Source organism: Pseudocitrobacter sp. 73 (genome assembly GCF_008369545.1).
GTDB lineage: Bacteria > Pseudomonadota > Gammaproteobacteria > Enterobacterales > Enterobacteriaceae > Pseudocitrobacter > Pseudocitrobacter vendiensis.
Genome location: NZ_VTZO01000008.1, coordinates 98,330 through 125,029, shown reverse-complemented (window position 1 = coordinate 125,029; position 26,700 = coordinate 98,330). Strand labels below are relative to the sequence as shown.

The following is a 26,700-nucleotide window of genomic DNA, read 5'->3' as shown; positions in this document are numbered from 1 at the left end:
GGTTTATTTGTAGAGGTCGGCGCTGATGGTGACGTTACCACCACGTTCCTGCCACTGACGCGTAATATGGTAGTACTTCGCGCCTTTTTTGGCTGCGCGTTTGGCAACCTGATAGGAGACTTCAGACATGTTGCCGTAGTTGCCGGTAAACTTCACGCTATCGAACGGAATCATCTGCGCGGCCGTGATTTTATTCAGCTCTTCAATTTTAGTGCCATCCGGCAGCGTGACAGTGTAACGTCCACCTTTTGATGACTGGGTTTCGAAGAAGCGGCCTACGCCGGTACCTGCGCCCACGGAAGCAGAGGTTGCCACGCCTGGAATTTCCACCGTTTTGGCTTCTTCACCGCCTTTAGCCAGTTTTTCACGCCCGGCTTCAGAATCAGCCGGGATGGCATCCGGGCTTTGCAAAACGCGTTTCTTCGCATCTTCTTTATAGATGAATGCGGTGATGCGCTGGTTGCCGCCCTGGTTGGCATCAACCTGACGCACGATATAGAAGGAATACGCCCCTTTGGCTTTCGCCGCTTTGGTGATGGCGTCGTTCACTTCCGGCTGGCTGCGATAGAAGCCCTGAATAGTGACGGTATCGTACGGTTCGAGGGTGACGGCCTGATCTTTTGGTAGTTCCATCACACCGTTAATGATGCGATTTTTCGGGGCATCGGCTTTGGCGGCATCGTCTTTATAGAGATCTGCCGTCACACGCAAATTCCCCCCATTACCGTAGTCTGAGGTATCGACCACATAAAAAGAGGCTGCGCCTTCTTTATCTGCTTTACGGGAAACAGCCTGAACGGCATCGCCAATGGCATTAAAGCGGCCGGTAACCACGACACGGTCGTAAGGTTTCAGTGCGGCTGCTTGCTCCGGCGTCAATTCTGTCGCTGCGTGAGCGGACACAGCCGCGGCAGACAACAGAGCGGACACGAGGAGAGTGTTCTTAAGCTTCATAAAAATAATCCTTCGCCTTGCGCAAACCAGGTACTGGTGTTGTTGTTGACTGAAAACCCGATGATTATTGCATTTAATTCGACTCACTGTCTGCGTGATTTTTCACATCAGTCGTAAAGCGGATAACGGATTTGCATAACTTTTTGCGATATGTTGAAAAAACAAGCTGTTGACCGGAAAATTGGGTCATCGATATCACTTTTTCAAGTTAATATATTGTTAAATCGCTTCATCATTATGGCGAAAAATCATGTTTTGCCGCTTCGCTTAAGCGAATTATCAGGCCTGGCTATCAATTTCAGGTAAATATCCCTGACCTGCGTATGCAAAGTAATTTTTCCTGCATAAAATCAAAAATAGTGTTTTCAGGTTGTAGATCACAACGGGTATTTTCAGTAGGTTATAGAAAGTTTGTTACTGTTTTATTTTTGGGTTGGTGAACCACTGTATGTTTATTGCGCCAGTGGTTCTGGCCTGGTATGACGGCAAACCATCATTAAAAACCGATGGAAGGGAAAACTATGCGTATTGGTGTACCAAAAGAGAGGTGGCCCCAGGAGACGCGAGTGGCGGCAACACCGAAAACGGTGGAACAACTGCTAAAACTTGGCTTCAGCGTGGCGGTGGAAAGCGGCGCGGGTAAACTGGCGAGTTTTGAGGACGATGCGTTTACTCAGGCGGGCGCGGAAATTGTCGACGGTGATAACGTCTGGCATGCCGACGTTATTCTGAAAGTCAACGCGCCGCTGGAAGAAGAAATTGCGCTGCTTAATCCTGGCACGACGCTGATTAGCTTTATCTGGCCGGCACAGAATCCGGAATTAATGGAAAAACTGGCCGCGCGCAGTATTAACGTGATGGCGATGGACTCCGTGCCGCGTATTTCGCGCGCGCAGTCGCTGGATGCCCTGAGCTCGATGGCGAATATCGCCGGGTATCGCGCGATTGTCGAAGCTGCGCACGAATTCGGTCGTTTCTTCACCGGGCAAATCACCGCTGCAGGTAAAGTACCACCGGCAAAAGTGATGGTGATTGGTGCAGGCGTCGCGGGTCTGGCGGCAATTGGCGCAGCCAACAGCCTTGGCGCGATTGTGCGCGCCTTCGATACTCGTCCTGAAGTGAAAGAACAGGTGCAGAGTATGGGCGCAGAGTTCCTTGAGCTCGACTTCAAAGAAGAAGCGGGCAGCGGGGATGGCTACGCCAAAGTGATGTCTGAAGCGTTTATCAAAGCGGAAATGGCGCTCTTTGCCGCACAGGCGAAAGAAGTCGATATTATTGTCACCACCGCATTGATTCCAGGCAAACCGGCACCCAAGCTCATCACTCGTGAAATGGTTGACTCCATGACGCCGGGTAGCGTGATTGTTGACCTTGCGGCGCAAAATGGCGGTAACTGCGAATATACGATCGCGAATCAAGTGGTGACCACTGCAGGCGGCGTAAAAGTCATTGGCTATACCGATCTGCCAGGCCGTCTGCCGACGCAATCGTCTCAGCTTTACGGAACTAACCTGCTAAACTTGTTGAAACTGCTGTGCAAAGAGAAAGATGGTTCCATTACCATCGATTTCGAAGACGTTGTCGTGCGTGGCGTGACGGTGGTACGCGAAGGTGAAGTTACCTGGCCTGCGCCGCCGATTACGGTGTCTGCTCAGCCTCAGGCCGCCACGAAAACCGTGGAAGCGCCAAAAGAGCCGGAAAAACCTGTCTCCCCGTGGCGAAAATACGCCCTGATTGCCCTTGCGATTATTCTGTTTGGCTGGCTGGCCAACGTCGCGCCAAAAGAGTTCCTCGGCCACTTTACCGTCTTTGCGCTCTCCTGCGTGGTGGGTTACTACGTGGTGTGGAACGTCTCGCATGCGCTGCATACGCCACTGATGTCGGTGACGAACGCCATCTCGGGGATTATCGTTGTCGGCGCGTTGCTGCAAATTGGCGACGGTGGTTGGGTAAGCTTCCTGAGCTTTATCGCGGTGCTGATCGCCAGCATTAATATTTTTGGTGGATTCACCGTCACTCAGCGCATGCTGAAAATGTTCCGGAAGAACTAAGGGGTAACACATGTCTGGAGGATTAGTTACTGCTGCATACATTGTTGCCGCAATCCTGTTTATTTGCAGTCTTGCCGGGCTTTCAAAGCACGAGACATCCAAACAGGGAAACACGTTTGGTATTACGGGGATGGCGATTGCGTTAATCGCCACTATCTTCGGGCCGGACACACACAATGTGGTGTGGATTATTATCGCGATGGCGATCGGCGGGGCGATTGGTATCCGTCTGGCGAAGAAAGTCGAAATGACCGAAATGCCAGAGCTGGTGGCGATTCTGCACAGCTTCGTAGGTCTGGCAGCGGTACTGGTGGGCTTTAACAGCTACCTTCATCACGATGCCGGTCAGGAACAGATTCTGGTGAACATTCACCTGACGGAGGTGTTCCTCGGGATCTTTATCGGTGCGGTAACGTTCACCGGTTCGGTGGTCGCTTACGGTAAACTGTGCGGCAAAATCTCGTCTAAACCGTTGATGTTACCGAATCGCCATAAGCTGAATCTGGCGGCGCTGGTGGTTTCCTTCCTGCTGCTGGTGGTCTTCGTTCGCACGGATAGCGTCGGCCTGCAGGGGCTGGTGCTGGTTATCATGACCGCTATCGCGCTGGCTTTTGGCTGGCATCTGGTGGCGTCCATCGGCGGGGCGGATATGCCGGTTGTGGTGTCGATGCTGAACTCCTATTCCGGTTGGGCGGCAGCGGCGGCGGGCTTCATGCTCAGCAACGACCTGCTTATCGTTACCGGCGCGCTGGTCGGTTCTTCCGGTGCGATTCTGTCGTACATCATGTGTAAAGCGATGAACCGATCGTTCTTTAGCGTGATTGCAGGCGGTTTCGGCTCCGACGGGTCTTCTACCAGTGGCGACGAAGAGATGGGTGAATACCGTGAAATTAACGCGGAAGAGACGGCTGACATGCTGAAGAATTCGCATTCAGTTATCATCACCCCTGGCTATGGTATGGCGGTGGCGCAGGCGCAATATCCGGTGGCGGAAATTACCGAAAAACTGCGTGCGCGCGGGATCAAGGTTCGTTTTGGTATTCACCCGGTTGCCGGCCGTTTACCTGGTCACATGAACGTCCTGCTGGCGGAGGCCAAAGTGCCGTATGACATCGTGCTGGAAATGGACGAAATCAACGACGACTTCAGTGACACTGACACCGTGCTGGTCATCGGCGCTAACGACACCGTTAACCCGGCGGCGCAGGACGATCCGAAGAGCCCAATCGCGGGCATGCCAGTTCTGGAAGTCTGGAAGGCGCAGAATGTTATCGTCTTCAAACGCTCTATGAACACCGGTTATGCAGGCGTACAGAACCCGCTGTTCTTTAAAGAGAACACGCACATGCTGTTTGGTGATGCGAAAGCCAGCGTCGATGCGATTCTGAAATCTCTGTAAATATCATCTCTGGTAAGCCGTCCCTTACGGGGGTAATGCTGGTCAGTTAAGGGTCGATTCACTTTTCAGAGCATCTTCCCGTTGCGCTCCTGTCTGGCTCCATGCCATATAAATCGTGCAGGCGCAGGGAGCACGCAGGGGGCGGCCAATCGCCGCCGCCCCCTGCACCCCCGGGCTTTGGCGGAAAAATCGCCGCTTCGCGGTTCCCTCAGCTTATCCCTTACGGCTTTCGGGTCGGGCGCGAGGTAACATCCCTGTAAAGCCGCGCCCTCAGCCCACATTCATGTGGGCTGCCCCGGCCTTAAGGGAACGCTTCGGCGATTTTGACGCCACCAACGGCGGTGCGGCCTTTAAGTTAACAGCAAAAACCAATGTATCTGAAACCGACGAGTCCCCGCTGGAAATCGGCGAGCCGGAGAATGGAAGACAAGGTCAGTCCGCCATGGATGGCGGACTGAGGCGAACCGAGACAGGACGTCGAGTTTCGCCGTGCCGCAGGCTGGAGTTCGGAGGAAAGCGTAGTGCGAAGCACCGATTTCCCCGCGGGGCCGCGGGGATTGCGAAGGGGGTCGCGGTTGACCCCCTTTGCCCGTTCACTGATGCTGATGTTACATGTAGCGCAAAACGTAAAGTGAACGGAACTTTGCGCTTAACTGACCAGCATTATCCCTTACGGGGGACGGTTTTTTTTTGCTCAGGATTGCTTTTGGTCAAAAAACAGACACTGCAATGTGATATACTTCACAGGTTCCTTCAAAAACAGAGGCTTCTATGGATACCGAATTGACCCCCGCACAGTTGGCTATTGAATATCTTCGTCGTGATACCGCTGTGCTCACGCCCGCGCAATACCTCAAAAAACTGAAACAGCTGGAATTAGAATTTGCCGACCTGATGGCGCTTTCTTCCCTCGAGCTGAAAGAAGAGATCGACCTTGCCTGGCGTTACGGTATTCATTAATGCAGCGTAACTGCAAAAAATAAACCCGCCGAGATGGCGGGTTTATTGTTTCAGACCACAACGTTATCCATTAATCGTCTTCGTCGTCATCCAGTTCGACAGGTGTTTCATAGTCGTTCGGTTTTATCGCCAGCAAATCACAGCGCAGGTGATCGATAACCTGTTCCGCTGTATTGCCAAGGAATGCCGCAGAAAGTCCTGTACGACCAACCGTACCCAATACGACCACACCGGCTTCAAGATGCTCCGCAAGATCAGGGATGACTTCCTCCGGCAGCCCTTTTTCGACGTGGGTAAACTTCTCATCGATACCATATTTCTGACGCAACGCTTTCATTGCCAGCAGATGCTGACCGCGAATCGCATCGTTATATACGCTCGGATCAAAATCGGGCAGTTCAATGGCAATGTTGATAGGCGTAACAGGGTAGGCGCCAATCAAATGTACTTCGGTATGGTTAACCAGTTCCGCCAGCTCCAGCGTCTCTTTAACCAGTCTGTCGTTGAGCGCGTTGTGGTAGGGCTCTTCGCTGGCCAGATTGACCGCCACCAGCGCTTTACCGCCTTCAGGCCACGGTTGGTCTTTTACCATCCACACGGGGCATGGGCATTTACGTAGCAGGTGCCAGTCGGTTGGGGTAAAAATAACGGATTCGAGTTTGTCGTGCTGGTGCGCCATCTTCAGCAGTAAATCGTGATTGCCGCTAATGACTTCCTGGATGATGGCTTCAAAGGGACGGTTGTGCCAAACGACTTTGATTTCAATTGGCACGCCTGCTTCAATATAGTATTTCGCCTGCTCGCGGATCCATGCGGCACGTTGGCTAATGACCCCCTGGCGCATCGCTGTTCTCTCATCGGGGGACAGCAGCGTCGTCATCTCATACGAAAAATCATAGATAGGCAAAAATGCCTTAATGGTGCCACCAATCCGTTGATGTAGATAAACGGCACGCCGCAATGCGGGCTGATCGTCCTGGTTAGGATCGATGGCTACCAGCATGTTTTGATACTTGGCCATACAGGGTCTCCTTACAACTGTAACCTCAGTTCGTCTTTAAAAGATAACTCATATGGAGTGAATGAAACAGGGGAGAACCTTCGCAAGATCAATAAATCAGGAAAATTTAATAAAGACGGGAGGATAAATCCGAAGGGAAATAATGCAGTGAGAAAAAACGCGCTCATCCTGGAGAAACAAAAAGGCCGCATCGCTGCGACCCTGATATTTCCGCATTTACGCGTGCAGAAACGCTCTCATTACCCATGCGACCGCGATGCAACCGAGGGTCCATTGCACAACAAAACTCATATTCACAACCAACTTTTTATTTTCCGGCCCGGCGGCCCAATACCTATTTCTGCGTGTAACGCGCAGATACAGCGGGTTAAGGTACTGCTGACTGTGATCAAGATCCACTTTTTTGGCATGTTTTCGGAAACATAAACATGAATTTTCCTCATGTATGCTGAATTTTTCTCGTTTGTCAGTCATCTCCGTCTGTGTGAAGGTGGACGTATAGCCATCCAGAAGTCTTTATTTATAATATCAATAATCACGTTCAGCAACGGTTAACTGGACGTCATGGAGATCACATGCACAAACAACACGCTCCCTTCCGCGCCGATGTCGTGGGTAGTTTTTTACGTCCGGATACCATTAAGCTCGCTCGCCAGCAATTTGCGCAGGGTGAAATCAGTGCACAGCAGTTACGGCAGGTGGAAGATGAGGCGATTCGTCATGTAGTCGAACAGCAATGCTCATGCGGTCTGCACATTGTTACCGACGGGGAATTCCGTCGCGCATGGTGGCACTTTGACTTCTTCGATGGCCTTCAGGGCGTCGAACGTTATGACTCTCAGCAGGGCATTCAGTTTAATGGCGTGCAAACCAAAGCGCACGGGGTTCGCGTGATTGGTAAATTGGGTTTTGGTGAGCATCCGATGCTCAATGATTTCCGTTATCTGAAAAGCGTCAGCGGCCGCGCAACGCCAAAAATGACGATTCCAAGCCCCAGCGTGCTTCATTTCCGTGGTGGCCGTAAGGATATTGATGCCACTGTCTATCCTGACCTCGAGGCTTATTTCGACGATTTGGCGACCACCTGGCGTGATGCGATTGAGGCATTCTATGCTGCCGGTTGTCGTTATTTACAACTTGATGATACGGTATGGGCCTATTTATGTTCAGACGCGCAACGCCAGCAAATTCGCGAACGAGGGGAAGACCCGGACGAACTCGCGCGTATTTATGCTCGCGTGATTAATAAAGCGCTGGAGAATAAACCGTCTGACCTGATAATTGGCCTGCATGTTTGTCGCGGTAATTTCCGCTCGACCTGGATTTCAGAAGGCGGCTATGAACCCGTTGCGGAAATCCTCTTTGGCAGCGTTAATGTTGATGCTTTTTACCTGGAATATGACAATGACCGCTCCGGGGATTTCGCACCGCTGCGTTTTGTTCGTCCTGGACACCAGCAGGTCGTGCTGGGGCTGGTGACGACCAAAAATGGTGAGTTGGAAAACCCGGAAGGAATCAAAGCTCGTCTGGAGGAAGCATCTCAGTATGTGGCGAAAAATCAAATTTGCCTCAGCCCGCAGTGTGGTTTTGCTTCAACGGAAGAAGGTAATAGCCTGACGGAAGCCCAACAGTGGAACAAAGTTAAACTTATTACTGATATCGCTCAACAAGTCTGGTGAGCCTCTTCTGCGCTGTATTGTGTGATGCGGCGCAAGAAATTTCTCCCATCATCTATACTCCTTCTGACCACAATTCTTGGGTCAGAAACGTCTTCATTTCCTGAGCAGCCCGTTTCGTTAACTGCAATGAATCGACACAAGGGGTTAATTTTATGGCATTTGTAACGACTAAAGATGGCGTCAATATTTTCTTCAAAGATTGGGGCCCGAAAGAGGCACAACCGATCGTTTTCCATCATGGTTGGCCGTTAAGCGCTGATGACTGGGACAACCAGATGCTGTTTTTCCTCGCCGAAGGGTTCCGGGTTATCGCTATCGACCGTCGTGGGCATGGCCGTTCTGACCAGGTGAGTGAAGGGCACGACATGGACCACTACGCTGCTGACGCTTCAGCTGTCGTTGAACATCTTGATCTGCATAATGCTGTGCATGTTGGGCACTCAACCGGTGGTGGTCAGGTGGCGCGTTATGTGGCGAAGTTTGGTCAGCCTCAGGGACGTGTAGCGAAAGCCGTTCTGGTCAGCGCGGTTCCGCCGTTAATGGTGAAAACCGCGACGAATCCGGGCGGTACGCCTGTTGAAGTTTTTGATGGCTTCCGTAAAGCACTGGCAGCGAACCGCGCGCAGTTTTATCTCGACGTCGCTTCTGGCCCGTTCTACGGTTTTAACCGTGAGGGCGCGCAAGTGTCTCAGGGGACCATCCAGAACTGGTGGCGTCAGGGGATGATCGGTAGCGCCAAGGCGCATTATGAAGGTATCAAAGCGTTTTCAGAAACCGATCAAACGGAAGATCTGAAAGCGATCACCGTACCGGTGCTGGTGCTTCAGGGCGATGACGACCAGGTTGTGCCGTACAAAAACGCGGCTATTTTGCAGGACCAACTGCTGAGCAACAGCACGCTACGCATTTATCCAGGTTACCCGCACGGTATGCACACCACGCATGCGGATGTGATTAATGCGGATATCCTGAAGTTTATTCGCGGCTAATTGCCTGATCAGCTGAATAAAAAAAGGGAAGCGAAATGCTTCCCTTTTTTAATGCATAAAACAGAAAGGCATCAGGCGACGTTACGTGTGTGCCCCGCGAGAACCGCCAGCGCATCGCTGTTCTCAATGGTGATGTATTTCCCTTTTACCGCCAGCATACCGCTTTTCTGGAAACGACCCAGCAGACGGCTGATAGTTTCAACGGTCAGACCAAGATAGTTACCGATATCACCACGCGTCATGGTCAGACGGAATTCTCGCGGAGAAAAACCACGCTGTGCAAAACGACGAGAAAGGTTATAGATAAACGCCGCCAGGCGCTCTTCCGCATTCTTTTTGGACAACAGCAGGATCATGTCCTGATCGCCTTTGATCTCGCCGCTCATCAAACGCATCATCTGTTGACGCAGGTTCGGCATTTTCCCGGAAAGATCGTCAAGCGTCTCAAACGGAATCTCGCAGACCATTGACGTTTCCAGCGCCTGCGCAAAACTTGGGTGATGCCCGGTACCAATGGCGTCGAAACCAACCAGATCTCCCGCAAGATGGAAACCAGTAATCTGCTCATCACCTTGTTCGGTGATGGTGTAGCTCTTGATCGTGCCTGAACGGATCGCGTACAGAGACTTCAGCTCGTCACCCGCTTTGAACAGGGTCTGACCCTTCTGGATGGGCTTTTTACGCTCGATAATGTTATCCAGCTGATCAAGCTCATGTTCATTAAGAGTGAACGGGATGCAAAGCTGGCTGATGCTGCAATCCTGACAGTGGATAGCACAACCGCCAGATTGAATGCGTCGTATAATTCGCTTTTCCGGGATCATAAGTCTGCTCAAGCCGTAATTGATATTGGTCAATTTTAACATCTTTTTGGTGAGCAGGTAAGTAGCGAAGTCCTGATTCACCCAATATTAAAAAGGTAAATAGTTTACGCATTTTATCTTATTGATAATTAGAATGTTATTTGGAGCTTTTAGGCTCTTCTGCAATTAATGCTTTCTGAAAACGGCACAGAAGATCAAAGAAGGAGATAGCCTTCGTGGCGCAAAAGCCACTCTTTACGCTGAACACCCCCCGCATATCCGGTCATGGTGCCGTTTCGCCCAATCACCCGATGGCAGGGAACCACAATACTGACCGGATTCGACCCATTGGCAGCGCCTACCGCCCGGGCCGCGCCAGGACGCCCTAACTGCTCCGCCAGTTGACCATAGTGCATAACCTGGCCGCAGGGGATGCTGCGTAGCGCCTGCCACACTTCGCGCTGAAATGCGGTTCCTGCTGTGGCAGTGGGTAAGGTTTCGATGACGCTCAGGTCACCCTCAAAATAGTCTGCCAGTTTACGACTCATCCCGCCGGGGTTTTGCGCCGCAATTCGCGTGTAGCCTTCGGCGCGATAGTGAATGTCGAGCAACTGCTCCATGCGATCGCTGTGTTCTTCCCACTCAATGGCACGCAGGTGAAATGTTTCATCACAGAGGATCCACAGTGGCCCAAGCGGTGTGGCGATTTTATCTTCAAGCAAGGTTAGCATCGGGTATCTGCCTGTTGTTAAAGCATAAGTTGAGTCCACAATATCATGTGGTCTGAACGAGAGGTATACCTCTGAATTGTCAATTGCCAGGAAAGGTTGGGGGGCTAAGGGCGGGGAAGAAAAACAGGGATTCGATGACATCCTCGAACCCCACAGTAAACAGCCGGGTGTCTCCAACCGGTCTCCGCATTTTTATCCGTATTGCAGATAATCTAGTTATAGCGTTTTTTTTCTCAATTGCGAGCTAATTTAGAGTGATTTTATTCACATATATGCAACAAAAACAAAACATTAGCATCATTAAAGTATTCCTTTAGCCGCGCTGGATATTTCGACGGATCAGTCAACGTATCATCACTTAAACGCTCCCGAGCCATCATGATGGCAAAACGCATTGAGAGGCGTGTTCTGCATCGCTATAGTAGGGCGTCCGATGCAAACTGGGAGATTCTCATGAACCTTGACGACAAATCGTTGTTTCTTGACGCCATGGAGGATGTCCAGCCGCTGAAACGCGCACAGGATGTACACTGGCAACCTGCCCGCAATGCACGAGCGCCACAGCGCATTGATACTCTGCAACTTGATAACTTTCTGACGACCGGCTTTCTTGACATCGTCCCGCTCTCCACGCCGCTGGAATTCAAACGCGAAGGGCTACAAATTGGCGTACTCGACAAACTCCGCCAGGGCAAATACAGCCAACAAGCGAGCCTTAATCTGCTGCGCCAACCGGTAGAGCAGTGCCGGCAGAACCTTTACGCGTTTATTCTGGCAGCGCAAAAAGAGGGGCTACGTAATCTGTTGATTATTCACGGTAAAGGCAAGGAAGAAAACTCACACGCCAATATTGTGCGTAGCTATCTGGCGCGCTGGCTGACGGAATTTGATGACGTCCAGGCCTTCTGTAGCGCACTGCCGCATCATGGCGGCAGCGGGGCGTGCTATGTGGCGCTGCGTAAATCGGAAGCCGCGAAACAGGACAACTGGGAGCGCCACGCCAAACGCAGCCGTTAGCGTAGCAGCAAGGAGAGTTCTGTCGCGGCTTTTTGCAGCTCCGGCAGAATGCGCGACAATAACTCCTCCGCTGACACCTGTCCGGCGTGCACGCCGACATTCAGCGCGGCTTCTACCTGGCCTTGTGGGTTGAACAGTGGCACCGCCAGCGAACGTAGCCCCATTTCCAGCTCCTGATCGTTCAGTGCGTATCCCTGCTGGCGCACCCGTTTTAGCTCGCTTTTCAACTTACTCACTGAGGAAATCGTCTGCTGTGTATAGCGGATCATAGTGACTCGCGCCAGCATATCATTGAGTTTCTCTTCGGGCTGGTAGCTTAATAGCACGCGCCCCATTGATGTAGACCAGGCGGGCAGGCGGCTGCCGATATCCAGATCAATCGTCATGATGCGCGAACTGGATGCCCTGGCGATATAAAGGATGTCGTCACCGTCCAGCGTGGCAATGGAGCATGATTCATTGAGCATGTCGCTCAAGTGTTTCAGCACCGGCTGCGCTGAACGTGCCAGCGGTGTCGAGGCCAGCCAGGCGTGGCCGAGCGACAAAATTCGCGGACGCAGCTGAAAGTTTTTGCCATCTTCGGCATAGACAAACCCCAGCTTACCCAATGTATACAAACAACGACGCACGGCGGCGCGTGGAATGCCGGTTTTCTGGCTAATCTGGGAAATGGACATCAAACGCCGCTGCGGGGTAAAAGCCTGAATCACTTCCAGGCCGCGTGCCAGCGACGCCATAAAATTCGGATCGCCCTTAAACGGATCGCTATCGCCCGTCAGAATATCGTCTGGATGTTTCTCCATTTTTCTCTCCGTATTTGCCATCGATCACATTCTTTCGCTAAAGATACATGATGTTCGATTATCGCACCATATTTCGATTATCGCCCTTGACCGACATCGTTAACCGGGTCACATTTTGTTCGAACAACGAATAAAAGTGCGATAACCGCACATCAAGGAGCAACCTGATGATTGATAAAAGTGTATCGACACTGATCGATGCCGTGGCGGGGATCCCCGATGGGGCGACCATCATGATTGGCGGTTTTGGCCCCGCCGGACAACCGACTTACCTGATAGACGCGTTAATTGAACAGGGCGCGCGCGACCTGACCATCATCAACAACAACGCGGGTAACGGTGAGATTGGCCTCGCGGCGCTGCTCAAAGCGGGTCGTGTACGCAAAATGATCTGCTCATTTCCGCGCCAGGTCGACTCGCAGATTTTCGATGACCTTTATCGCCGTGGCAAAGTGGAACTGGAGCTGGTGCCGCAAGGCAATCTGGCGGCGCGCATTCAGGCTGCAGGTTCCGGTCTGGGGGCGGTGTTTACCCCAACCGGTTACGGCACACCGCTGGCCGAAGGCAAAGAAACGCGTGAAATCGACGGGCGTCATTACGTGCTGGAATATCCGATTAAAGCGGACTACGCGCTGATTAAAGCCCATCAGGCAGATCGCTGGGGCAATCTGGTGTATCGCAAAGCGGCGCGAAATTTCGGGCCAATTATGGCGACGGCGGCCAAAACCACCGTGGTGGAAGTCTCGAATCTGGTCACGCTCGGTGAACTGGACCCGGAAAACATTATCACCCCGGGGATTTTCGTTCAGCGCGTCTTCTCGCTGGAAAATCTTACCGCACACGCGCAGCGCGCATAAGGAGCCTTCAATGCAAAAATTGTCTCGTGACGATATGGCAAAACGCGTCGCTCAGGATATCCCGGAAGGGGCTTACGTGAATCTCGGTATCGGCCTGCCAACGCGTATCGCCAACTATCTGCCGGCAGATAAAGAAATTTTCCTGCACAGCGAAAATGGCCTGCTGGGCATGGGGCCAAAACCGCAGCCGGGTGAAGAAGATCCTGAGTTGATTAATGCGGGCAAAGAGTATGTCACCCTTTTGCAGGGCGGCTGCTTTTTCCATCACGGCGACTCGTTTGCCATGATGCGCGGCGGTCACCTCGATATCTGCGTACTTGGCGCGTATCAGGTTTCGGCCAGCGGAGACCTCGCGAACTGGAGCACCGGCGCTCCGGATGCCATTCCGGCGGTAGGGGGGGCGATGGATCTGGCTATTGGTGCGCGTCAGGTCTTCGTCATGATGGATCACCTCACGCGCGACGGTGAGTGCAAACTGGTACAGCACTGTACTTATCCGCTAACCGGTGTTGGTTGCGTCAGCCGCATTTATACCGACCTCGCGGTCATCGATATCACCGCAAAAGGCCCGGTGGTACGAGAAATTTTCAATGACCTCTCTTTTGACGAGCTGCAGCGCGTCACCCCGGTCAAACTGATTAACCAACAAGTGGCGGAAACCGCGTAAGGAACTATGATGAATCAAGCATTTATCTGCGATGCGGTGCGCACACCGTTTGGTCGTTTCGGTGGTACGTTAGCCAGCGTTCGTGCGGACGATCTTGGCGCATTACCACTAAAAGCCCTGCTGGAGCGCAACCGTGGCCTCGACCCGGCACGTATCGACGATGTGATTTACGGCTGTGCTAACCAGGCGGGGGAAGATAACCGCAACGTAGCGCGAATGTCGTTATTGCTGGCCGGTTATCCCGAAACAGTGCCGGGCAGCACGATTAACCGTTTGTGTGGCTCAAGCCTTGACGCCATTGGTGTGGCGGCGCGCGCCATTAAAAGTGGTGAAACGCAGCTCATGATCGCAGGGGGTGTAGAAAGCATGTCGCGCGCGCCTTTCGTAATGGGCAAGGCGGAAAGCGCGTTCAGCCGCAGCATGAAAATGGAAGATACAACAATTGGCTGGCGCTTCATTAATGCTCAGATGAAAGCGCTTTACGGCGTCGATTCGATGCCGGAGACGGCGGAGAACGTGGCGACGGAGTTTGGTATTTCTCGTGCCGATCAGGACGCCTTCGCGTTACGCAGCCAGTTGCGCACCGCACAGTCACAGGCGAACGGTATCTTTACCGACGAACTCATTGCGGTTTCCATTCCACAGCGCAAAGGCGAGCCGCTGAGTTTTACCCAGGATGAACATCCGCGCAGTACCTCCCTGGAGGCGCTGACAAAACTGAAAGGCGTGGTTCGCGCAGACGGTACGGTGACGGCGGGGAATGCCTCCGGGGTCAATGACGGAGCCTGTGCACTGCTGCTGGCAAGCGAACAGGCGCTGGCGCAGAACGATTTACAGCCACTGGCTCGCGTGGTTGGCGTGGCAACGGCAGGCGTCGCGCCACGGATCATGGGCTTTGGCCCGGCTCCGGCGGTGCGTAAAGTTCTCGCACAAACCGGGTTAACGCTTGACCAGATGGATGTGATAGAACTGAATGAAGCTTTTGCCGCACAGGCCCTGGCGGTACTGCGCGATCTGGGTTTACCGGACGATGCGCCACACGTTAACCCGCATGGCGGCGCGATTGCGCTTGGTCACCCGCTGGGCGCATCTGGCGGTCGTTTGGCGATGACTGCGGCGTATCAGTTGCGTCGTACCGGTGGGCGCTACGCACTGTGCACCATGTGTATTGGTGTCGGTCAGGGGATTGCGCTGATCATTGAACGCGTTTAAGGAGCAGGAATGAGTTTGTTGACCCCGTTATTGCGCTCAGGCGCGATAACGCGTCTTTTCAGCGATGAACAGGTAGTGCAGGGGATGCTGGAGTTTGAGGCCGCGCTGGCGCGGGCTCAGGCCCGGTGCGGTGTGATTCCGGCTTCCGCGGTAGAGCCTATCGTTACTGCCTGTCAGTTCCACAACATCGACTTTCCGGCGCTGGCTGCTGCCGCTGCCAATGCCGGAAATCTGGCGATTCCCCTGGTTAAACAACTCACTCAGAAGGTGAAGACGCAGGACGTCGATGCGGCTCGCTATGTGCACTGGGGAGCAACCAGTCAGGATGCCATTGACACCGGGCTGGTGCTGCAATTACGTGCAGCGTTAACGCAAACCGACCACGATCTCGCGGCGCTTATCGCCATTCTGGCGCAGCAGGTCGAGCGCCATCGCACCACAATTATGCCAGGGCGCACCTGGATGCAGCACGCGCTTCCTATCACTTTCGGGCTGAAGCTCGCCGGAACCCTCGATGCGCTATTGCGCTGGCAGGAAAGGTTAACCCAGCTCCGACCACGTGTACTGGTCCTTCAGCTTGGCGGTGCGGCGGGAACGCTCGCATCGCTAAACGCCGCGGGGCCACAGGTGGGCGACGCGCTGGCGCAAACACTGGATTTGGCGCTTGCCGACACGCCGTGGCACAGCCAGCGCGACAGACTGCTGGAAGTCGGTGCATGGTACGCCGGGCTTTGCGGCACGCTGGCAAAATTCGCTAACGATTTCTCTTTATTAATGCAGACTGAAGTGGCGGAAGTGAGCGAGCCCATTGCTGAAGGGCGCGGCGGCTCATCGGCGATGCCACATAAACGTAACCCGGTAAGCTGTGCGGCGATCCTGACGGCGGCGCAGCGCACACCGGGTCTGATGGCGACGCTCTATGCCAGCCAGATTCAGCAGCATGAACGTGCGCTCGGCGGCTGGCAGGCGGAGTGGGAAGTGCTTCCTGAACTCATTTCACTAGCGGGTGGGGTGATGGCGCAAAGCGATTACCTGTTGCGCGGGATGCAGGTCAATGCAGACAAAATGCGTACTGACCTTGAGATCACCCATGGCCTGATTATGGCGGAAGCCGTCACGCTGGCGCTGGCTGAATTTATCGGTAAAGCCGATGCGCATCATCTTGTTGAAAAGCATTGTCATCAGGCTATCGATCGTCATCAATCGCTGATTGAGCTATTACAAAATGACCCACTGATAAGCCAACACCTCTCTGCATCAACGCTGGCGCAACTGCTTGACCCGGCCACTGCGCTGGGCAGCAGTGACCATTTTGTGCGCCAGGTGCTGGCGCGTTACAAGGAGCAGTGTCATGAACATTCACTATCAAATTGACGGGCCACAAGATGCGCCTGTGATTGTCCTTTCCAACTCCCTGGGTACCTCGCTTTCTATGTGGGAGCCGCAGCTCGCCGCTTTAACACAACAGTTTCGCGTGCTGCGTTACGATACACACGGTCACGGTCAGACGACAAAACGCGGGAAAGTGACCCTCGCGCAACTGGGCGAAGACGTGATATCGCTGCTCGATCATCTCAATATCGCGAAAGCCCATTTTTGCGGCATCTCAATGGGGGGCCTGACGGGCATCTGGCTGGCGCGTTTTGCGCCGGAGCGTTTTTACTCCGTGAGTGTGGCAAATACTGCAGCGAAAATTGGCGAACAGTCAGCCTGGCTTTCACGTGCGCGTACGGTGCGGGAAGAGGGCATGGATGTGGTGGCGGCTGGTTCAGCGGACCGCTGGTTTACCCACGCGTTTCGCCAACATGAACCTGAAACGGTCGAGCAACTGGTGCATCAACTCGCCCGCTCGGAAGCCGAAGGCTACGCCGAATGCTGTGAAGCGTTGGCCGCTGCCGATTTGCGCGGTGAAGTGGCAGAGATTCGTGTGCCGATGCTGATTATCGCCGGTGAGCACGATCCGGTGACGACCGTGGCCGATGCGGATTTTCTGCATCAGCATATTTCCGGCTCACAAGAAATCACGCTTGCTGCATCACACCTCTCTAACGTCGAAGCGGCTGCGGCGTTTACAGAATCCCTGGCGGCATTTGTACGGGGGCAGAATGGACGATAAATCACGTTACGACCAGGGGATGAACGTGCGGCGTAAAGTGCTGGGCGATGCTCACGTTAATCGTTCTCTTGAGAGCCTTCAGCCCTTAAACAGTGAGTTCCAGGACTTTATTACCCGCTACGCATGGGGTGATATCTGGACGCGCGAAGGTCTGAATCATCACACACGCAGTATGATAACCATTGCCATGCTGATTGCGCTTAACCGTGAGGCCGAGCTTAAAATGCATCTTCGCGCCGCGTTCAACAACGGCGTGACGCGTGATGAACTTAAAGAGTTGATTATGCATTCTGCCCTCTACTGCGGTTTGCCAGCGGCCAACGCCACGATGCACCTGGCGCAGCAGGTGTTCGATGAACTCGACGCACAGGTTCGTTAAATGGCGTAAAAAAGCCAGCCCATAGTGGCTGGCGTTATCATGGCGTGGGGGTTATTCCCCGCTATGACCGTGCAATTGATGCTGCGTCGTGGCGCTTTTGCTATCAGTGGCGATGGTCAGATAATGGTCCGCGACGCCCGCAACCACAATCAGTAGTAAAAGTACTATTGATGCTGCTTTTAACCGCCTCCGTTCCCTGATTCGGCGTTGATGTGTCACGTTAATAACCGGTTCCGCCAGACGCACGTGGAGCGACGCTCCGCAAGTTGGCAGATAACCGAGTGCTCATGCTAATCATTACTTCATTAAACCCAGTTCGTAATGCGATGGTGCAGGTTTGCTCTATGGCAATTCATTAGTCTTGTGAATGCTCCATGAAAACTGACGCGATGTCCATATTTAGCTTAAGTATCATTGCCACTCCTCTTTTAATTGCGCAGTAATCAGGCACTTTTCCTGGTTATCACGTGCTGTGTGGTTTTGTGATCGTCCAGGAGTTGCGATGGGAAGGAATAACGCATAGTACGCGCGACAGTCAGCAAGGAGGCACGAACAAAAATGACGGTATTTGAAAAAATGATGATGGTATATCTGGCGATCGGCGTCGTGAGTGGTGTTACAACCTGGTATCTGGCCCGCGATAAGCCAGGCATTCGCCTGATTTGCGCGCTGCTCATTGGCGCAACCTGGCCGCTGAGCTTCCCTGTGGCGCTGCTATTTTCACTCTTTTAGGCTTGAACCGCTGTTTTGACATATCAGAAACAACGTGCGAGGATCTGCGCCGTTATTAATTCTGGTATTCGAATTTGTTATGAATAAGACGGTATTTTGCGCCATTGCATTGATGGCAGTTATTGGAGTTGGAACACATGTTTCCGCTCATCGCGCGGTAGATTGTACACAGCAGGGTGGCGCTGAAGCAGCTTGCGTAGCCTCGGTATGGGATATGGAAAAGGTGAATCCTCTTCCGCAGTACAATCCGGATAATGGCGCACTGGAACCCGCGTCAAGAACCGTATATACCTCTGCCTTTTCAGGGCGTTAAGTAGCAAAAATCAAAAGCAGACAGCACACTGCTTTTGATTTTTTGCAGCTAAACCCTTAAGACAGCCAGCTAAAGCGTGCGAGCAGCAACGAAGCCAGACCGACTGCTGCGACGACATTAATCAAGACAACGGTTTTGCTTGAGACGTCCATTATTATGCCCTTTGTGAGTTAACCAGAGGATTTATAGTCCGCATTTATCAGTTTCGCAATACTATTAAATGGTGGTTATGTATATAAAGCGGTGAACGAAACGGCAAATACTCCGTCTGTACTCCGTTAGTCGAACTTGATCTACATCAAAAAAAATAGCATATTGCGCGCGGTTGTTAATTTATTATGCGGGCAATTTGGATGACGCTGTACCAGAATATGCTGATTTTCTACGCCGTGATGGCGACTCTCTGTGCTTTTATCACCTGGTTCCTGACCAAAGAAACCCCCACCGTTCGCCTGATGGCGACCGTATTGATTGGCGCGACCTGGCCGTTTAGCTTCCCCGTTGCCCTGATGCTCTCATTGTTCTGATTCCGGACAACCTGCTGGTAACCTAATGCGTGGTACTGTATAAAATTACAGTCATCCATCAGGAGGTTACCCATGAAGTCTTTTTACTCGATCATTGCCGGTGCCACCGTTCGCTTTCATGACTTACCGGGTCAAGGCGTTCCTGTCGTTTTTATTCACGGCCTCGGCTGTGCTTCTTCCTACGAATATCCCCGTATTGTTGCTGATGAAGCCTTCCGCAACCGTCGCGCGTTGCTGATCGATCTCCCCGGTAGTGGTTACAGTGACAAACCGGCGGATTACTCGTTCAGCGTTAGCGCGCAGGCTCAGGTTGTTGCTGAGCTTCTTACCCATTTACATATCGATGACTGTTATCTCTATGGCCACAGTATGGGGGGCAGCATTGCGATTGAAGCGGCGCAGCTATTAGGAGACCGGGTGCGTACCCTGGTGGTTTCCGAGCCAAACTTTTATCCCGGAGGCGGTATGTTCAGCTGCAAGATAGCTCAACAAACGGAAGCTGCATTTATTGCTACCGGTTTTACCCAGTTAATCGCGACAGAAACCACACCGTGGGCAGGCTGTGTGCAGAACACGGCTCCCTGGGCGTTATGGCGTGCGGCGAAGAGCCTTGTCGACGGTGTATCGCCTGACTGGATGTCACGTTTTCTGGCGCTGAAGTGCGCAAAAGCGCTAATTTATGGTGCGCATTCACTCCCCGCTTCGGATGCGGATGAAGTAGCCGCTGCGGGTATACCGTTGCACATTATTCCTGATGCCGGGCACTGTATGTCATGGGAAAACCCGTCCCTGTTGGCGGAGTCGCTGGATGCTATCTTCTCAGCGACGCAGAACAAACACTCCGGCCCGTAGGCCGAAGTAAGAGCATAATCAGAAAGGTAACTGCCGTGGCTGGGTTTGCATTGTTATCCAGCGCAGTTCAGTAAATTCATGAATACCTGCCCGGCCGCCAAAGCGCCCATAGCCCGAGTCTTTGCAGCCGCCGAAGGGCATCTGCGCCTCATCATGAACGGTTGGCCCGTTGATGTGGCAAATGCCGGTTTGCAGGTTCTGCGCAACATTCCACGCGCGGGCGGTATCGCGGCTGTACACGGCAGAAGAGAGGCCGTAGGGGCTATCGTTAGCAATACTGACAGCCTCATCGATATCACGCGCGCGAATAATGGCTTTTACCGGGCCAAAGGATTCCTCATGCCATAAACGCATGTCCGGGGTAACGGCATCGATTAGGGTTGCTTTCATCAACGTTGAATCCGCTTTGCCGCCGGTAAGCAGACGAGCACCTTTTGCCAGCGCATCGTCTATTAATGCATTGCAACGCTCAACCGTTTTCATGTCGACCACGGAGCCGAGCAGCCCTTTCGGGAGCCCGTTTACCCGGTTGACCAGCGCATCAATAAACGGGGCCGCAATGGCGTTATCAACAATAATGCGCTCGGTTGACATACAAATTTGTCCGGCGTTGGCAAATGCGCCAAAGGTGGCTCCGGCGGCGGCCTGCTCAATATCGGCATCATCAAGAACCAGTAGTGGTGCTTTGCCGCCCAGTTCAAGCACGACGGGTTTCAGATAGCGGGCACAGGTTTGCGCGATAATTCGGCCAACGGCGGTAGATCCAGTGAAGTTAACGCGGCGTATTGCCGGATGAGCGATAAGTTGTTCGACGCGGGCGGGGGCAGATTCTGGCGTGAAAGTGAGGTAGTTCACCACTCCTGGTGGGATTCCAGCGTCAGCCAGTGCGGTAATGATCAACCCCTGTGTGGCGGGTGATAGTTCAGATCCTTTAAGGATCACTGTATTCCCGCAGGCCAGCGGCGTGGCGATAGCGCGTACGGCCAGAATAACCGGCGCATTCCACGGTGCCATGCCGAGTACCACCCCCGTTCCCTGACGCGTAGCCAGCGCAATGTTACCTGGGGTGTTAGAGGGAATGACCTGGCCTTCAATCTGGGTCGTTAGCGCTGCTGCTTCGCGCAGGATCTCCGCGCCAAGATGGACGTTAAACCCGGCCCACTGTTCGGTGGCTCCGGTCTCTGCGTGCAGGGTAGCGACAAACTGTTCGCGGCGATGCTCAAGCGCATCAGCGGCGGCAAGCAGTAAACGACGGCGCTCGCCGGGCGAGGTGTCGCGCCAGCCAGGGAAGGCCGCGGCAGCAGATTGTGCCGCGCGTTCGGTGTCCTGTTGCGAGGCTGCCGATGCCGCGCTTGCCGTGTCGCCGGTAACGGGGTTCAGTCGCGTGTAAGTTGCGTTATCCGCAGCGGCGCAAGCTTCGCCGTTAATAAAAAGGGGACTGGTTATTGTCATGTTGACCTCATATGCACGGAAGACGCGTTGAGTGTAGAGTCCGGCTGTGAGGCTGCCCATGTAGCATACGGATTTCGCACACTTTTTTTCTGTCTTACTACATGGCTCACACCACCTTAAGAATGTGCTGAAGCGCCAGGCGGTCGGGTGATGGGATTTCAAAAATATCCTCCCGACATTCGCCGGCGCGGGTGTAAAGCGCCACCAGCCAGTCGTAAATGTAGCGGCTGGCGGCGTGTACAGGTTGTTCAGCAAGTTGCGTCAGGCGATGAGAGGTTCGGGCAGATGGATTGGCAAAAATAGCGTGACCTGGAGCCACCCGGCTGGCCGGTCTTTCGCTGGTGCTGTTCCCGGCATAACCGAGCCAGGAAATAAAATTGCCTATCATGGCGCGAAGTTGCGCAGGGGGCGCCTCATGTTGAGTGGCCGCGTGGCGCAACTCCTCTGCCAGGTTAAGTTGGGAACTGATGGCAATCAGCGTATCGCAAAGTTGCTGCAACGTAGCCGGAGATATTTCCAGTTGTGCAGCGCTGGCGTGCTGGCGGCTCCAGTGGCGAACATGTTGGCACCACAATCGGAAAGCCAGCGTGCCAGCGTCGTGGGTTTGCTTTTGTGGCAATATCAGCGATTTGGGTTCGGCAAACAGATCGAACTCAGTGTGGATCTGAGTTAATACGCGTGCTTCACGTGAATGCTGTACTTGAGCGATGGCATTAAAACGTTCGAGAGAAGGGAGCAAGCCTGCAAGCAACTCGCCGTGATGCGCCGCCTGGCCCTGAAGAGCACGGATCATCGATTCGCATTGCACAGAATGATATTTCTTCCCATTGAGTATTGGGCTGATGAGCATCTGAAGGGCTTGCTGGTGTTGTGAGATTAACGTATCAAAGCGGCGATTTCGCGTTGCACGTAACGTGGCGCGTGAAAGCCATTCAATCAGGCGCGCCAGACTATTGCTGTCAAAGGCGTGTAGCGCACCCCAGCGCTGGCCAGGTTTACCGACTAAATGCTGGATAGCTTCATCCTGCTGTACGGCATGCGTGGCGCGATCGTCTTGTGGGGTAATAGCCCATACCAGCCCCGGCAAGCCAGTGTCCTGCTGTGGCTGGGTAGCCTCAACCCATTGGATCAGGGCGTTGGCGAGACGTGGGATGGCGCTTCGCTGAGGAGTGGCATTACACACAACCAACACATCAGGCTGACGCTGTTGGCGATATGCTTCTAATAACCAATGACACTTGCTCGCCAACAATGCGCCTGACTCGTCGAACGGCGACGCAGGAATATCGAGGATATCGACATCGTCCAGCACCTTGCAGGGGCTGCATAAAACCAGTTCGGCGGTCAGGAACGCCAGCGTGGAACGAGAAATATTGACGGTTTGTTGGCCAGGCAGTTGAACCAGAACAGACGGATCGTCCTCGCATCCGGCGGTTAAAAATCCTGCTGTCGGCAGCAAGAACGTATCAACCAACAGACTCAGTGGGGCATAGATATCGGTCGCATTTCCCAGTACCCGCAAGGCATGCGACAGCATTTGCCACTGCTGCGTGAGATCCTGGTGGTCGCCCCACAGAAGAGACCACGCACGGGTTCTGGCGTTGAGGTCCAGTGATGGCAATAGTTCGACAAACGTATACCATTCGTGATCGCTGACCTCCTGCACGCTAGCGGGTACCCGCGATTGCCAGTAACGCACCACGGTTGCGACCTCTTCAGCGGTAACCGTCGGCGTTGTCTGAGGCTGACGCAGGTTTTGCAGTAAGGTCAGACGTTCACGAAACGTCTCTGCCCGAAAGGCGCAGTTTTCAGCGTGGGTAATAAAGACCTGCGCCAGCTGCGCCTCCCGCAGTACGCGTAAACGCAGCGGAAATTCATCGTGGGGAGAGGGGGTATCACGCGTAAAGCGCAGTGCCAACTGGCAAGGTTGATGGCCCGGATTAATGTGGTTGAAATAATCGAGACGCTTTTCGCCAATCGCAATCGGCAGGCGAGCATCACTCTCGCCACACAGCGCGTTCAACAGCCAGGCTTTGGATGCCCGTGAATGGCCGAATAATGCCAGTGTGCCGCGTTGCTGCCGTGATGCCTCCAGTGCTTGCTTTTGTGCGCTCAGACCCAGCAGATGAAACAGCAGCGCATCCGCATCCATGTCCAGCCCTGGTGCTTTTTTGCGCACAGTGGAAAGCCATGCCATTACCGCCTGTTCTGTATTCATGCTAAATAAACGCTCCCACTATCAATCCAGTAATGGCTTCCGCGATGTCGGCGGTCGGCCAGGGTATTCAGTTTCAACGTCAGGGCCTGGGGCGATACCGGCGTGCCGTCGGCAAGCCACGCATCGCTCAGGCTAAATGAGAGAGCGCCTTCCGTGTTGGTGCCTCCCTGAAGGGCCAACCGTACCTGCAACACGCCGTCCCCGGCGATGACTTTCGCAAGTTCAGGTGAGTTGATGCTCAGGGTATACAGCGGCGTGGCAGGCCAGCGCGCATTGGCCAGTTGGCGGAATCCCAGTGTGACACTGCCGCGTAGCGGGAAATTGAGACGTGCATCCAGCGTCGCGCCAGGTTTGTCGAGATCAAGATCCCGATACCAGATGTTTTCATCGCTCAGGGTATTCACGGTTTTATCCAGTACGCCAAGATAGCGGACGGTGGAATAGGCCCCGATATCCGCAGCCTTGAAGTTAAAGTGCGGCAGACGTAAATCGAGTGCCAGGCTGCATAGCATTGCGCCTACCGCAGCGGTAGATTTTGGATTGCCAATGCGCCCTTGCTGGCTAAAGGGATACCACTCCTGTACCGGATAGCGGTCGAGCCAGACCATGCGGCTAACCGGTACGGGTTGCAAATAGCGAATCAGCGCCTGAACACCGGGCAAACAACCCGGACGACCGGTAATCAGCAGCACATCGCAGGTATAATGGGTAATGGCTTCACACAAGGCGTGCAGCGGCGCGGCGAGGGTAAATTCACCCGCCAGCATCGCGTCCTGTAGGTTGCGGAATGTCACCGCCAGCGGAACTGACATCAGATCAAAGATGTTGCTTTCAGCAGGTAACGCATGCTCTACCGCCTGATTAATGTAATTCAATACACTGCGGGTAAGCGGTTGCTCAAGCAGTTCACCGAACGTCGCGTGCAGCCCGGCTAATGGATCGGCGGTATCGCTCTGCTCCCAGGCGGCGAGAATGGCATGCCCAATGGGGATAAACAACTGCAGTGTGGTCTGCTGGCGCAGAACAGCGAGCGCATCCAGTCGCCCTGAATCACCAAACAGTGTCGCCATCAATGCAGGGGCGTCGTTAACCCCGGCTCGTTGCAGATGTGTTTGCAGTGCCGGAAGAACGCAGCGCTGAATGATATCCAGCAGGACATCGTCTCCAGCCACTTTGAAGCCTTCGCGAAACAGCAATTGGGGCGTAATTTTGACGTTGCAGCCCGAACCATCATCCAGTTGGTACTGAGTAATAGCCATGTCGGTGGTTCCACCGCCCAAATCGATAGAAGCAATGCGTAGCGTACGCTCACGGGCAATATCGGGATCTTCAGTACGATCCGGGCGAGCGAGCGCCGCAAACAGCGCCTCCGTTTGACCGCAATAATGGGCAATCGCTTCGTTGTACAGCCAAACCAGCTGACCACAGCTGGCTTCGTCCCACGCCATTTGAATCTGTGGCAGCGAAATCCGGCACAGGCGAGCATCAAACTCATCGCTTTGCGGATGCCAGCCTAACGCTTTCCACACCAGCGCCAGCGCGTCTGAAATCCGGCGGCGGAAGATTTCACGCTCCTGTTTTGGCATCGCCGAGGGGAGCGTGAGGATCAGCGTGCGCAACTGGCGTGGCGATGCCGGAAAACCGAGGCGTAGTCGGGTGGCGACGCTGTTGATCTGACCCAGGGACTGCGCCAGTAATTCACAGAGCATATGTGTCATCAGCGTACTGCGGCTGTAATGCGGCGTAAACACCGGCATCCGCTCATCCAGAGGAAGATTAAACAGCGGTTCGCCGTCGTCATTCATCAGATTCATTAACGGCGAGGCCGTCGCCAGCGGTTCACGTTGTGATTTACCGTTTAACTGGCTGAAGCGCCAGCTTTGTACGGTCGGTGTTTCATCCCACAGATAGCGTCGTGGGCTGGACAGGCCGCTATAGCCTTCCGTACCGGTACGCTGCATGGCCAGCTTGCGAGCTTCGTCACCAACGCGGACCAGTGATGGCCAGATAAACGCATTTTCTCGCCCGCTTTCAACGGAAAAATGCTGCTTGCCAAACCGCGTCTGTGCAAACTCCACCCGGCTGGTAAACATCGGCGCATTCAAAAATTGCGGCTGGCTCAGCGAGCGAACCAGGACTTCAGCTGTCTGCCGCAGTCCATCATTGGCGTCACCATGATCTTCAATCAAGACGCCGCAGGTGTGCGTGTTGCCGACATCCAGAATCAGATCAACAGGGATAGCGGGGGTACTGAGCGTAGTAGTGACTAACTTTACTTCCGGAATGACTAGCTGTTCGCCGAGCATCGCGACAATGTTTAACCAGTGACCCTGATATTCAAACATCCGCATAGCGTGGGCCAGATCCTGTTCGTTGCGCGCTTCATGTTGATAGAGTGACTGGATAAAAGCCTCGCGTAGCCAGCCATCGATCCATGTCTGATCGAGAAAATCGGTCAGTTCATCATCATGCCAGGCCAGCGCAAAGCGCGTGCCGTTCAGAACGTCATTTTCGACTGGCGCAAGTGTTGCAGAGTCGTTACTTCGGGTCTGGCTATCAAACGCTATCGTCACGCGATGGCTATTACCAGCGCTGTCGGGCGTTTCAAGCTTACGAATTTGAACGCGCGCCCAGTTATCAGGCCCCTCAACGAAGGTGCGCGGCGGGTTGAAGCGGAAAAAAGGCAGGGGAAGCCATACGCCGTCCAGCAAGCTGAGCGAGTGATGCAAATCCAGCGTGCTCTCCGGTTTGACTACCTCCGGTTGATTCGTACCCTCGACCGCCAGCGTATAGCGCAGATGCGCGGCATCCCAGCTCAATCGCAGCAGGGGGCCATTGGCGGTTTTACGCACAAAGCGGCCAACGGCCGGTGAACTTTGCGGCGTTAAACCAAAATCAAGAAACTGCACGCCGCTGTCGGCAATAAGCGTAACGCTTTGTTTATAATCGCAAAGAGTGACAAGCATCG

At 53.8% G+C, this 26,700-nt stretch carries 25 protein-coding genes; 16 read left to right on the top strand and 9 right to left on the bottom strand.

Annotation, left to right across the window (positions count from 1 at the left end; translation table 11 throughout):
* Positions 1-3 precede the first annotated feature (3 nt).
* Positions 4-954, bottom strand: coding sequence for a DUF1471 family protein YdgH (ydgH, locus tag F0Q32_RS07820; RefSeq protein WP_149462594.1), 951 nt, complete (start codon positions 952-954; stop codon positions 4-6).
* A gap of 521 nt (positions 955-1,475) precedes the next feature.
* On the opposite strand from ydgH, the gene pntA reads away from it, so the two are divergent.
* From pntA to F0Q32_RS07805, 3 genes are all read left to right on the top strand, one after another.
* Positions 1,476-3,005, top strand: a complete 1,530-nt coding sequence (pntA, locus tag F0Q32_RS07815; RefSeq protein WP_149462593.1) for a Re/Si-specific NAD(P)(+) transhydrogenase subunit alpha — start codon at positions 1,476-1,478, stop codon at positions 3,003-3,005.
* A gap of 10 nt (positions 3,006-3,015) precedes the next feature.
* Entirely contained in the window at positions 3,016-4,404 is a 1,389-nt protein-coding gene (gene pntB / locus F0Q32_RS07810; protein WP_149462592.1) for a Re/Si-specific NAD(P)(+) transhydrogenase subunit beta, read from the top strand.
* A gap of 771 nt (positions 4,405-5,175) precedes the next feature.
* Positions 5,176-5,364, top strand: a complete 189-nt coding sequence (locus F0Q32_RS07805) for a YdiH family protein (protein ID WP_149462591.1) — start codon at positions 5,176-5,178, stop codon at positions 5,362-5,364.
* Positions 5,365-5,434: 70 nt separating this feature from the next.
* On the opposite strand, the gene uspE is transcribed toward F0Q32_RS07805, so the two are convergent.
* On the bottom strand, positions 5,435-6,385 hold the full coding sequence (gene uspE / locus F0Q32_RS07800; protein ID WP_149462590.1) for a universal stress protein UspE: 951 nt from the start codon (positions 6,383-6,385) through the stop codon (positions 5,435-5,437).
* Positions 6,386-6,442: 57 nt separating this feature from the next.
* Here uspE and F0Q32_RS07795 point away from each other — a divergent pair, with 57 nt between their 5' ends.
* From F0Q32_RS07795 to F0Q32_RS07785, 3 genes are all read left to right on the top strand, one after another.
* Positions 6,443-6,811 (top strand): hypothetical protein, encoded by a 369-nt coding sequence (locus F0Q32_RS07795; RefSeq protein ID WP_149462589.1) that lies wholly within the window; start codon positions 6,443-6,445, stop codon positions 6,809-6,811.
* 149 nt (positions 6,812-6,960) lie between these two features.
* Positions 6,961-8,064: a cobalamin-independent methionine synthase II family protein gene (locus F0Q32_RS07790; protein WP_149462588.1), complete on the top strand. Its 1,104-nt coding sequence runs from the start codon at positions 6,961-6,963 to the stop codon at positions 8,062-8,064.
* Between the two features lie 152 nt (positions 8,065-8,216).
* Positions 8,217-9,053 carry an alpha/beta fold hydrolase gene (locus F0Q32_RS07785; protein ID WP_149462587.1) on the top strand — a complete coding sequence of 279 codons (837 nt, stop codon included), beginning with the start codon at positions 8,217-8,219 and terminating at the stop codon, positions 9,051-9,053.
* A 71-nt stretch (positions 9,054-9,124) separates the two neighbouring features.
* Here F0Q32_RS07785 and fnr read toward each other — a convergent pair whose 3' ends face one another.
* Complete coding sequence (gene fnr / locus F0Q32_RS07780) at positions 9,125-9,877, bottom strand: fumarate/nitrate reduction transcriptional regulator Fnr (RefSeq protein ID WP_015964308.1); 753 nt, start codon at positions 9,875-9,877, stop codon at positions 9,125-9,127.
* A 194-nt stretch (positions 9,878-10,071) separates the two neighbouring features.
* Positions 10,072-10,587, bottom strand: coding sequence for a methylated-DNA--[protein]-cysteine S-methyltransferase (ogt, locus tag F0Q32_RS07775; RefSeq protein WP_149462586.1), 516 nt, complete (start codon positions 10,585-10,587; stop codon positions 10,072-10,074).
* Positions 10,588-11,040: 453 nt separating this feature from the next.
* Here ogt and smrA point away from each other — a divergent pair, with 453 nt between their 5' ends.
* The gene (smrA, locus tag F0Q32_RS07770) at positions 11,041-11,604 is read left to right on the top strand and encodes a DNA endonuclease SmrA (protein WP_149462585.1); all 564 of its coding nucleotides are present in this window, start codon (positions 11,041-11,043) and stop codon (positions 11,602-11,604) included.
* Here smrA and F0Q32_RS07765 read toward each other — a convergent pair.
* Positions 11,601-12,407: an IclR family transcriptional regulator C-terminal domain-containing protein gene (locus tag F0Q32_RS07765; protein ID WP_149462584.1), complete on the bottom strand. Its 807-nt coding sequence runs from the start codon at positions 12,405-12,407 to the stop codon at positions 11,601-11,603. The genes smrA and F0Q32_RS07765 overlap by 4 nt on opposite strands.
* 167 nt (positions 12,408-12,574) lie before the next feature.
* On the opposite strand from F0Q32_RS07765, the gene F0Q32_RS07760 reads away from it, so the two are divergent.
* The 7 genes from F0Q32_RS07760 to F0Q32_RS07730 all read left to right on the top strand — a co-directional run bounded on the left by F0Q32_RS07760 (position 12,575) and on the right by F0Q32_RS07730 (position 18,370).
* Complete coding sequence (locus F0Q32_RS07760) at positions 12,575-13,264, top strand: 3-oxoacid CoA-transferase subunit A (RefSeq protein ID WP_149462583.1); 690 nt, start codon at positions 12,575-12,577, stop codon at positions 13,262-13,264.
* A 10-nt stretch (positions 13,265-13,274) separates the two neighbouring features.
* Positions 13,275-13,931: a 3-oxoacid CoA-transferase subunit B gene (locus F0Q32_RS07755; protein ID WP_015964314.1), complete on the top strand. Its 657-nt coding sequence runs from the start codon at positions 13,275-13,277 to the stop codon at positions 13,929-13,931.
* 9 nt (positions 13,932-13,940) lie between these two features.
* The gene (gene pcaF, locus F0Q32_RS07750) at positions 13,941-15,143 is read left to right on the top strand and encodes a 3-oxoadipyl-CoA thiolase (RefSeq protein ID WP_149462582.1); all 1,203 of its coding nucleotides are present in this window, start codon (positions 13,941-13,943) and stop codon (positions 15,141-15,143) included.
* Positions 15,144-15,152: 9 nt separating this feature from the next.
* Entirely contained in the window at positions 15,153-16,517 is a 1,365-nt protein-coding gene (locus tag F0Q32_RS07745; RefSeq protein WP_149462581.1) for a 3-carboxy-cis,cis-muconate cycloisomerase, read from the top strand.
* A complete protein-coding gene (gene pcaD, locus F0Q32_RS07740; RefSeq protein WP_149462580.1) occupies positions 16,495-17,259 on the top strand; it encodes a 3-oxoadipate enol-lactonase in 765 nt (254 codons plus the stop codon). The genes F0Q32_RS07745 and pcaD overlap by 23 nt, the downstream gene beginning before the upstream one ends.
* A complete protein-coding gene (gene pcaC, locus F0Q32_RS07735; RefSeq protein ID WP_149462579.1) occupies positions 17,249-17,638 on the top strand; it encodes a 4-carboxymuconolactone decarboxylase in 390 nt (129 codons plus the stop codon). The genes pcaD and pcaC overlap by 11 nt, the downstream gene beginning before the upstream one ends.
* A 558-nt stretch (positions 17,639-18,196) precedes the next feature.
* Positions 18,197-18,370 carry a GhoT/OrtT family toxin gene (locus F0Q32_RS07730; protein ID WP_149462578.1) on the top strand — a complete coding sequence of 58 codons (174 nt, stop codon included), beginning with the start codon at positions 18,197-18,199 and terminating at the stop codon, positions 18,368-18,370.
* A gap of 369 nt (positions 18,371-18,739) precedes the next feature.
* Here F0Q32_RS07730 and yncL read toward each other — a convergent pair whose 3' ends face one another.
* Positions 18,740-18,835, bottom strand: a complete 96-nt coding sequence (gene yncL / locus F0Q32_RS07725) for a stress response membrane protein YncL (protein ID WP_015964321.1) — start codon at positions 18,833-18,835, stop codon at positions 18,740-18,742.
* Between the two features lie 201 nt (positions 18,836-19,036).
* Here yncL and F0Q32_RS07720 point away from each other — a divergent pair, with 201 nt between their 5' ends.
* Together F0Q32_RS07720 and F0Q32_RS07715 are read left to right on the top strand one after the other, a co-directional pair.
* Entirely contained in the window at positions 19,037-19,210 is a 174-nt protein-coding gene (locus F0Q32_RS07720; protein WP_071843511.1) for a GhoT/OrtT family toxin, read from the top strand.
* 72 nt (positions 19,211-19,282) lie between these two features.
* On the top strand, positions 19,283-20,062 hold the full coding sequence (locus tag F0Q32_RS07715) for an alpha/beta fold hydrolase (RefSeq protein ID WP_149462577.1): 780 nt from the start codon (positions 19,283-19,285) through the stop codon (positions 20,060-20,062).
* An 18-nt stretch (positions 20,063-20,080) separates the two neighbouring features.
* On the opposite strand, the gene F0Q32_RS07710 is transcribed toward F0Q32_RS07715, so the two are convergent.
* The 3 genes from F0Q32_RS07710 to F0Q32_RS07700 form a co-directional block, all read right to left on the bottom strand.
* Entirely contained in the window at positions 20,081-21,514 is a 1,434-nt protein-coding gene (locus F0Q32_RS07710) for an aldehyde dehydrogenase (protein ID WP_149462576.1), read from the bottom strand.
* Between the two features lie 106 nt (positions 21,515-21,620).
* A complete protein-coding gene (locus tag F0Q32_RS07705) occupies positions 21,621-23,732 on the bottom strand; it encodes a virulence factor SrfC family protein (RefSeq protein ID WP_149462575.1) in 2,112 nt (703 codons plus the stop codon).
* Entirely contained in the window at positions 23,729-26,698 is a 2,970-nt protein-coding gene (locus F0Q32_RS07700) for a virulence factor SrfB (RefSeq protein ID WP_149462574.1), read from the bottom strand. The genes F0Q32_RS07705 and F0Q32_RS07700 overlap by 4 nt, the downstream gene beginning before the upstream one ends.
* Positions 26,699-26,700 lie beyond the last annotated feature (2 nt).

Bases quoted from the DNA above. Each gene is read 5' to 3' on its own strand.
- pcaD (WP_149462580.1), top strand. From the start codon at position 16,495: ATGAACATTCACTATCAAATTGACGGGCCACAAGATGCGCCTGTGATT.
- pcaC (WP_149462579.1), top strand. From the start codon at position 17,249: ATGGACGATAAATCACGTTACGACCAGGGGATGAACGTGCGGCGTAAA.
- pntB (WP_149462592.1), top strand. From the start codon at position 3,016: ATGTCTGGAGGATTAGTTACTGCTGCATACATTGTTGCCGCAATCCTG.
- ogt (WP_149462586.1), bottom strand. From the start codon at position 10,587: ATGCTAACCTTGCTTGAAGATAAAATCGCCACACCGCTTGGGCCACTG.
- ydgH (WP_149462594.1), bottom strand. From the start codon at position 954: ATGAAGCTTAAGAACACTCTCCTCGTGTCCGCTCTGTTGTCTGCCGCG.
- F0Q32_RS07790 (WP_149462588.1), top strand. From the start codon at position 6,961: ATGCACAAACAACACGCTCCCTTCCGCGCCGATGTCGTGGGTAGTTTT.
- fnr (WP_015964308.1), bottom strand. From the start codon at position 9,877: ATGATCCCGGAAAAGCGAATTATACGACGCATTCAATCTGGCGGTTGT.
- F0Q32_RS07730 (WP_149462578.1), top strand. From the start codon at position 18,197: ATGACGGTATTTGAAAAAATGATGATGGTATATCTGGCGATCGGCGTC.
- pcaF (WP_149462582.1), top strand. From the start codon at position 13,941: ATGAATCAAGCATTTATCTGCGATGCGGTGCGCACACCGTTTGGTCGT.
- F0Q32_RS07700 (WP_149462574.1), bottom strand. From the start codon at position 26,698: ATGCTTGTCACTCTTTGCGATTATAAACAAAGCGTTACGCTTATTGCC.
- smrA (WP_149462585.1), top strand. From the start codon at position 11,041: ATGAACCTTGACGACAAATCGTTGTTTCTTGACGCCATGGAGGATGTC.
- F0Q32_RS07715 (WP_149462577.1), top strand. From the start codon at position 19,283: ATGAAGTCTTTTTACTCGATCATTGCCGGTGCCACCGTTCGCTTTCAT.
- F0Q32_RS07720 (WP_071843511.1), top strand. From the start codon at position 19,037: ATGACGCTGTACCAGAATATGCTGATTTTCTACGCCGTGATGGCGACT.
- F0Q32_RS07765 (WP_149462584.1), bottom strand. From the start codon at position 12,407: ATGGAGAAACATCCAGACGATATTCTGACGGGCGATAGCGATCCGTTT.
- F0Q32_RS07785 (WP_149462587.1), top strand. From the start codon at position 8,217: ATGGCATTTGTAACGACTAAAGATGGCGTCAATATTTTCTTCAAAGAT.
- uspE (WP_149462590.1), bottom strand. From the start codon at position 6,385: ATGGCCAAGTATCAAAACATGCTGGTAGCCATCGATCCTAACCAGGAC.
- F0Q32_RS07745 (WP_149462581.1), top strand. From the start codon at position 15,153: ATGAGTTTGTTGACCCCGTTATTGCGCTCAGGCGCGATAACGCGTCTT.
- F0Q32_RS07705 (WP_149462575.1), bottom strand. From the start codon at position 23,732: ATGAATACAGAACAGGCGGTAATGGCATGGCTTTCCACTGTGCGCAAA.
- pntA (WP_149462593.1), top strand. From the start codon at position 1,476: ATGCGTATTGGTGTACCAAAAGAGAGGTGGCCCCAGGAGACGCGAGTG.
- F0Q32_RS07710 (WP_149462576.1), bottom strand. From the start codon at position 21,514: ATGACAATAACCAGTCCCCTTTTTATTAACGGCGAAGCTTGCGCCGCT.
- F0Q32_RS07805 (WP_149462591.1), top strand. From the start codon at position 5,176: ATGGATACCGAATTGACCCCCGCACAGTTGGCTATTGAATATCTTCGT.
- F0Q32_RS07760 (WP_149462583.1), top strand. From the start codon at position 12,575: ATGATTGATAAAAGTGTATCGACACTGATCGATGCCGTGGCGGGGATC.
- yncL (WP_015964321.1), bottom strand. From the start codon at position 18,835: ATGGACGTCTCAAGCAAAACCGTTGTCTTGATTAATGTCGTCGCAGCA.
- F0Q32_RS07755 (WP_015964314.1), top strand. From the start codon at position 13,275: ATGCAAAAATTGTCTCGTGACGATATGGCAAAACGCGTCGCTCAGGAT.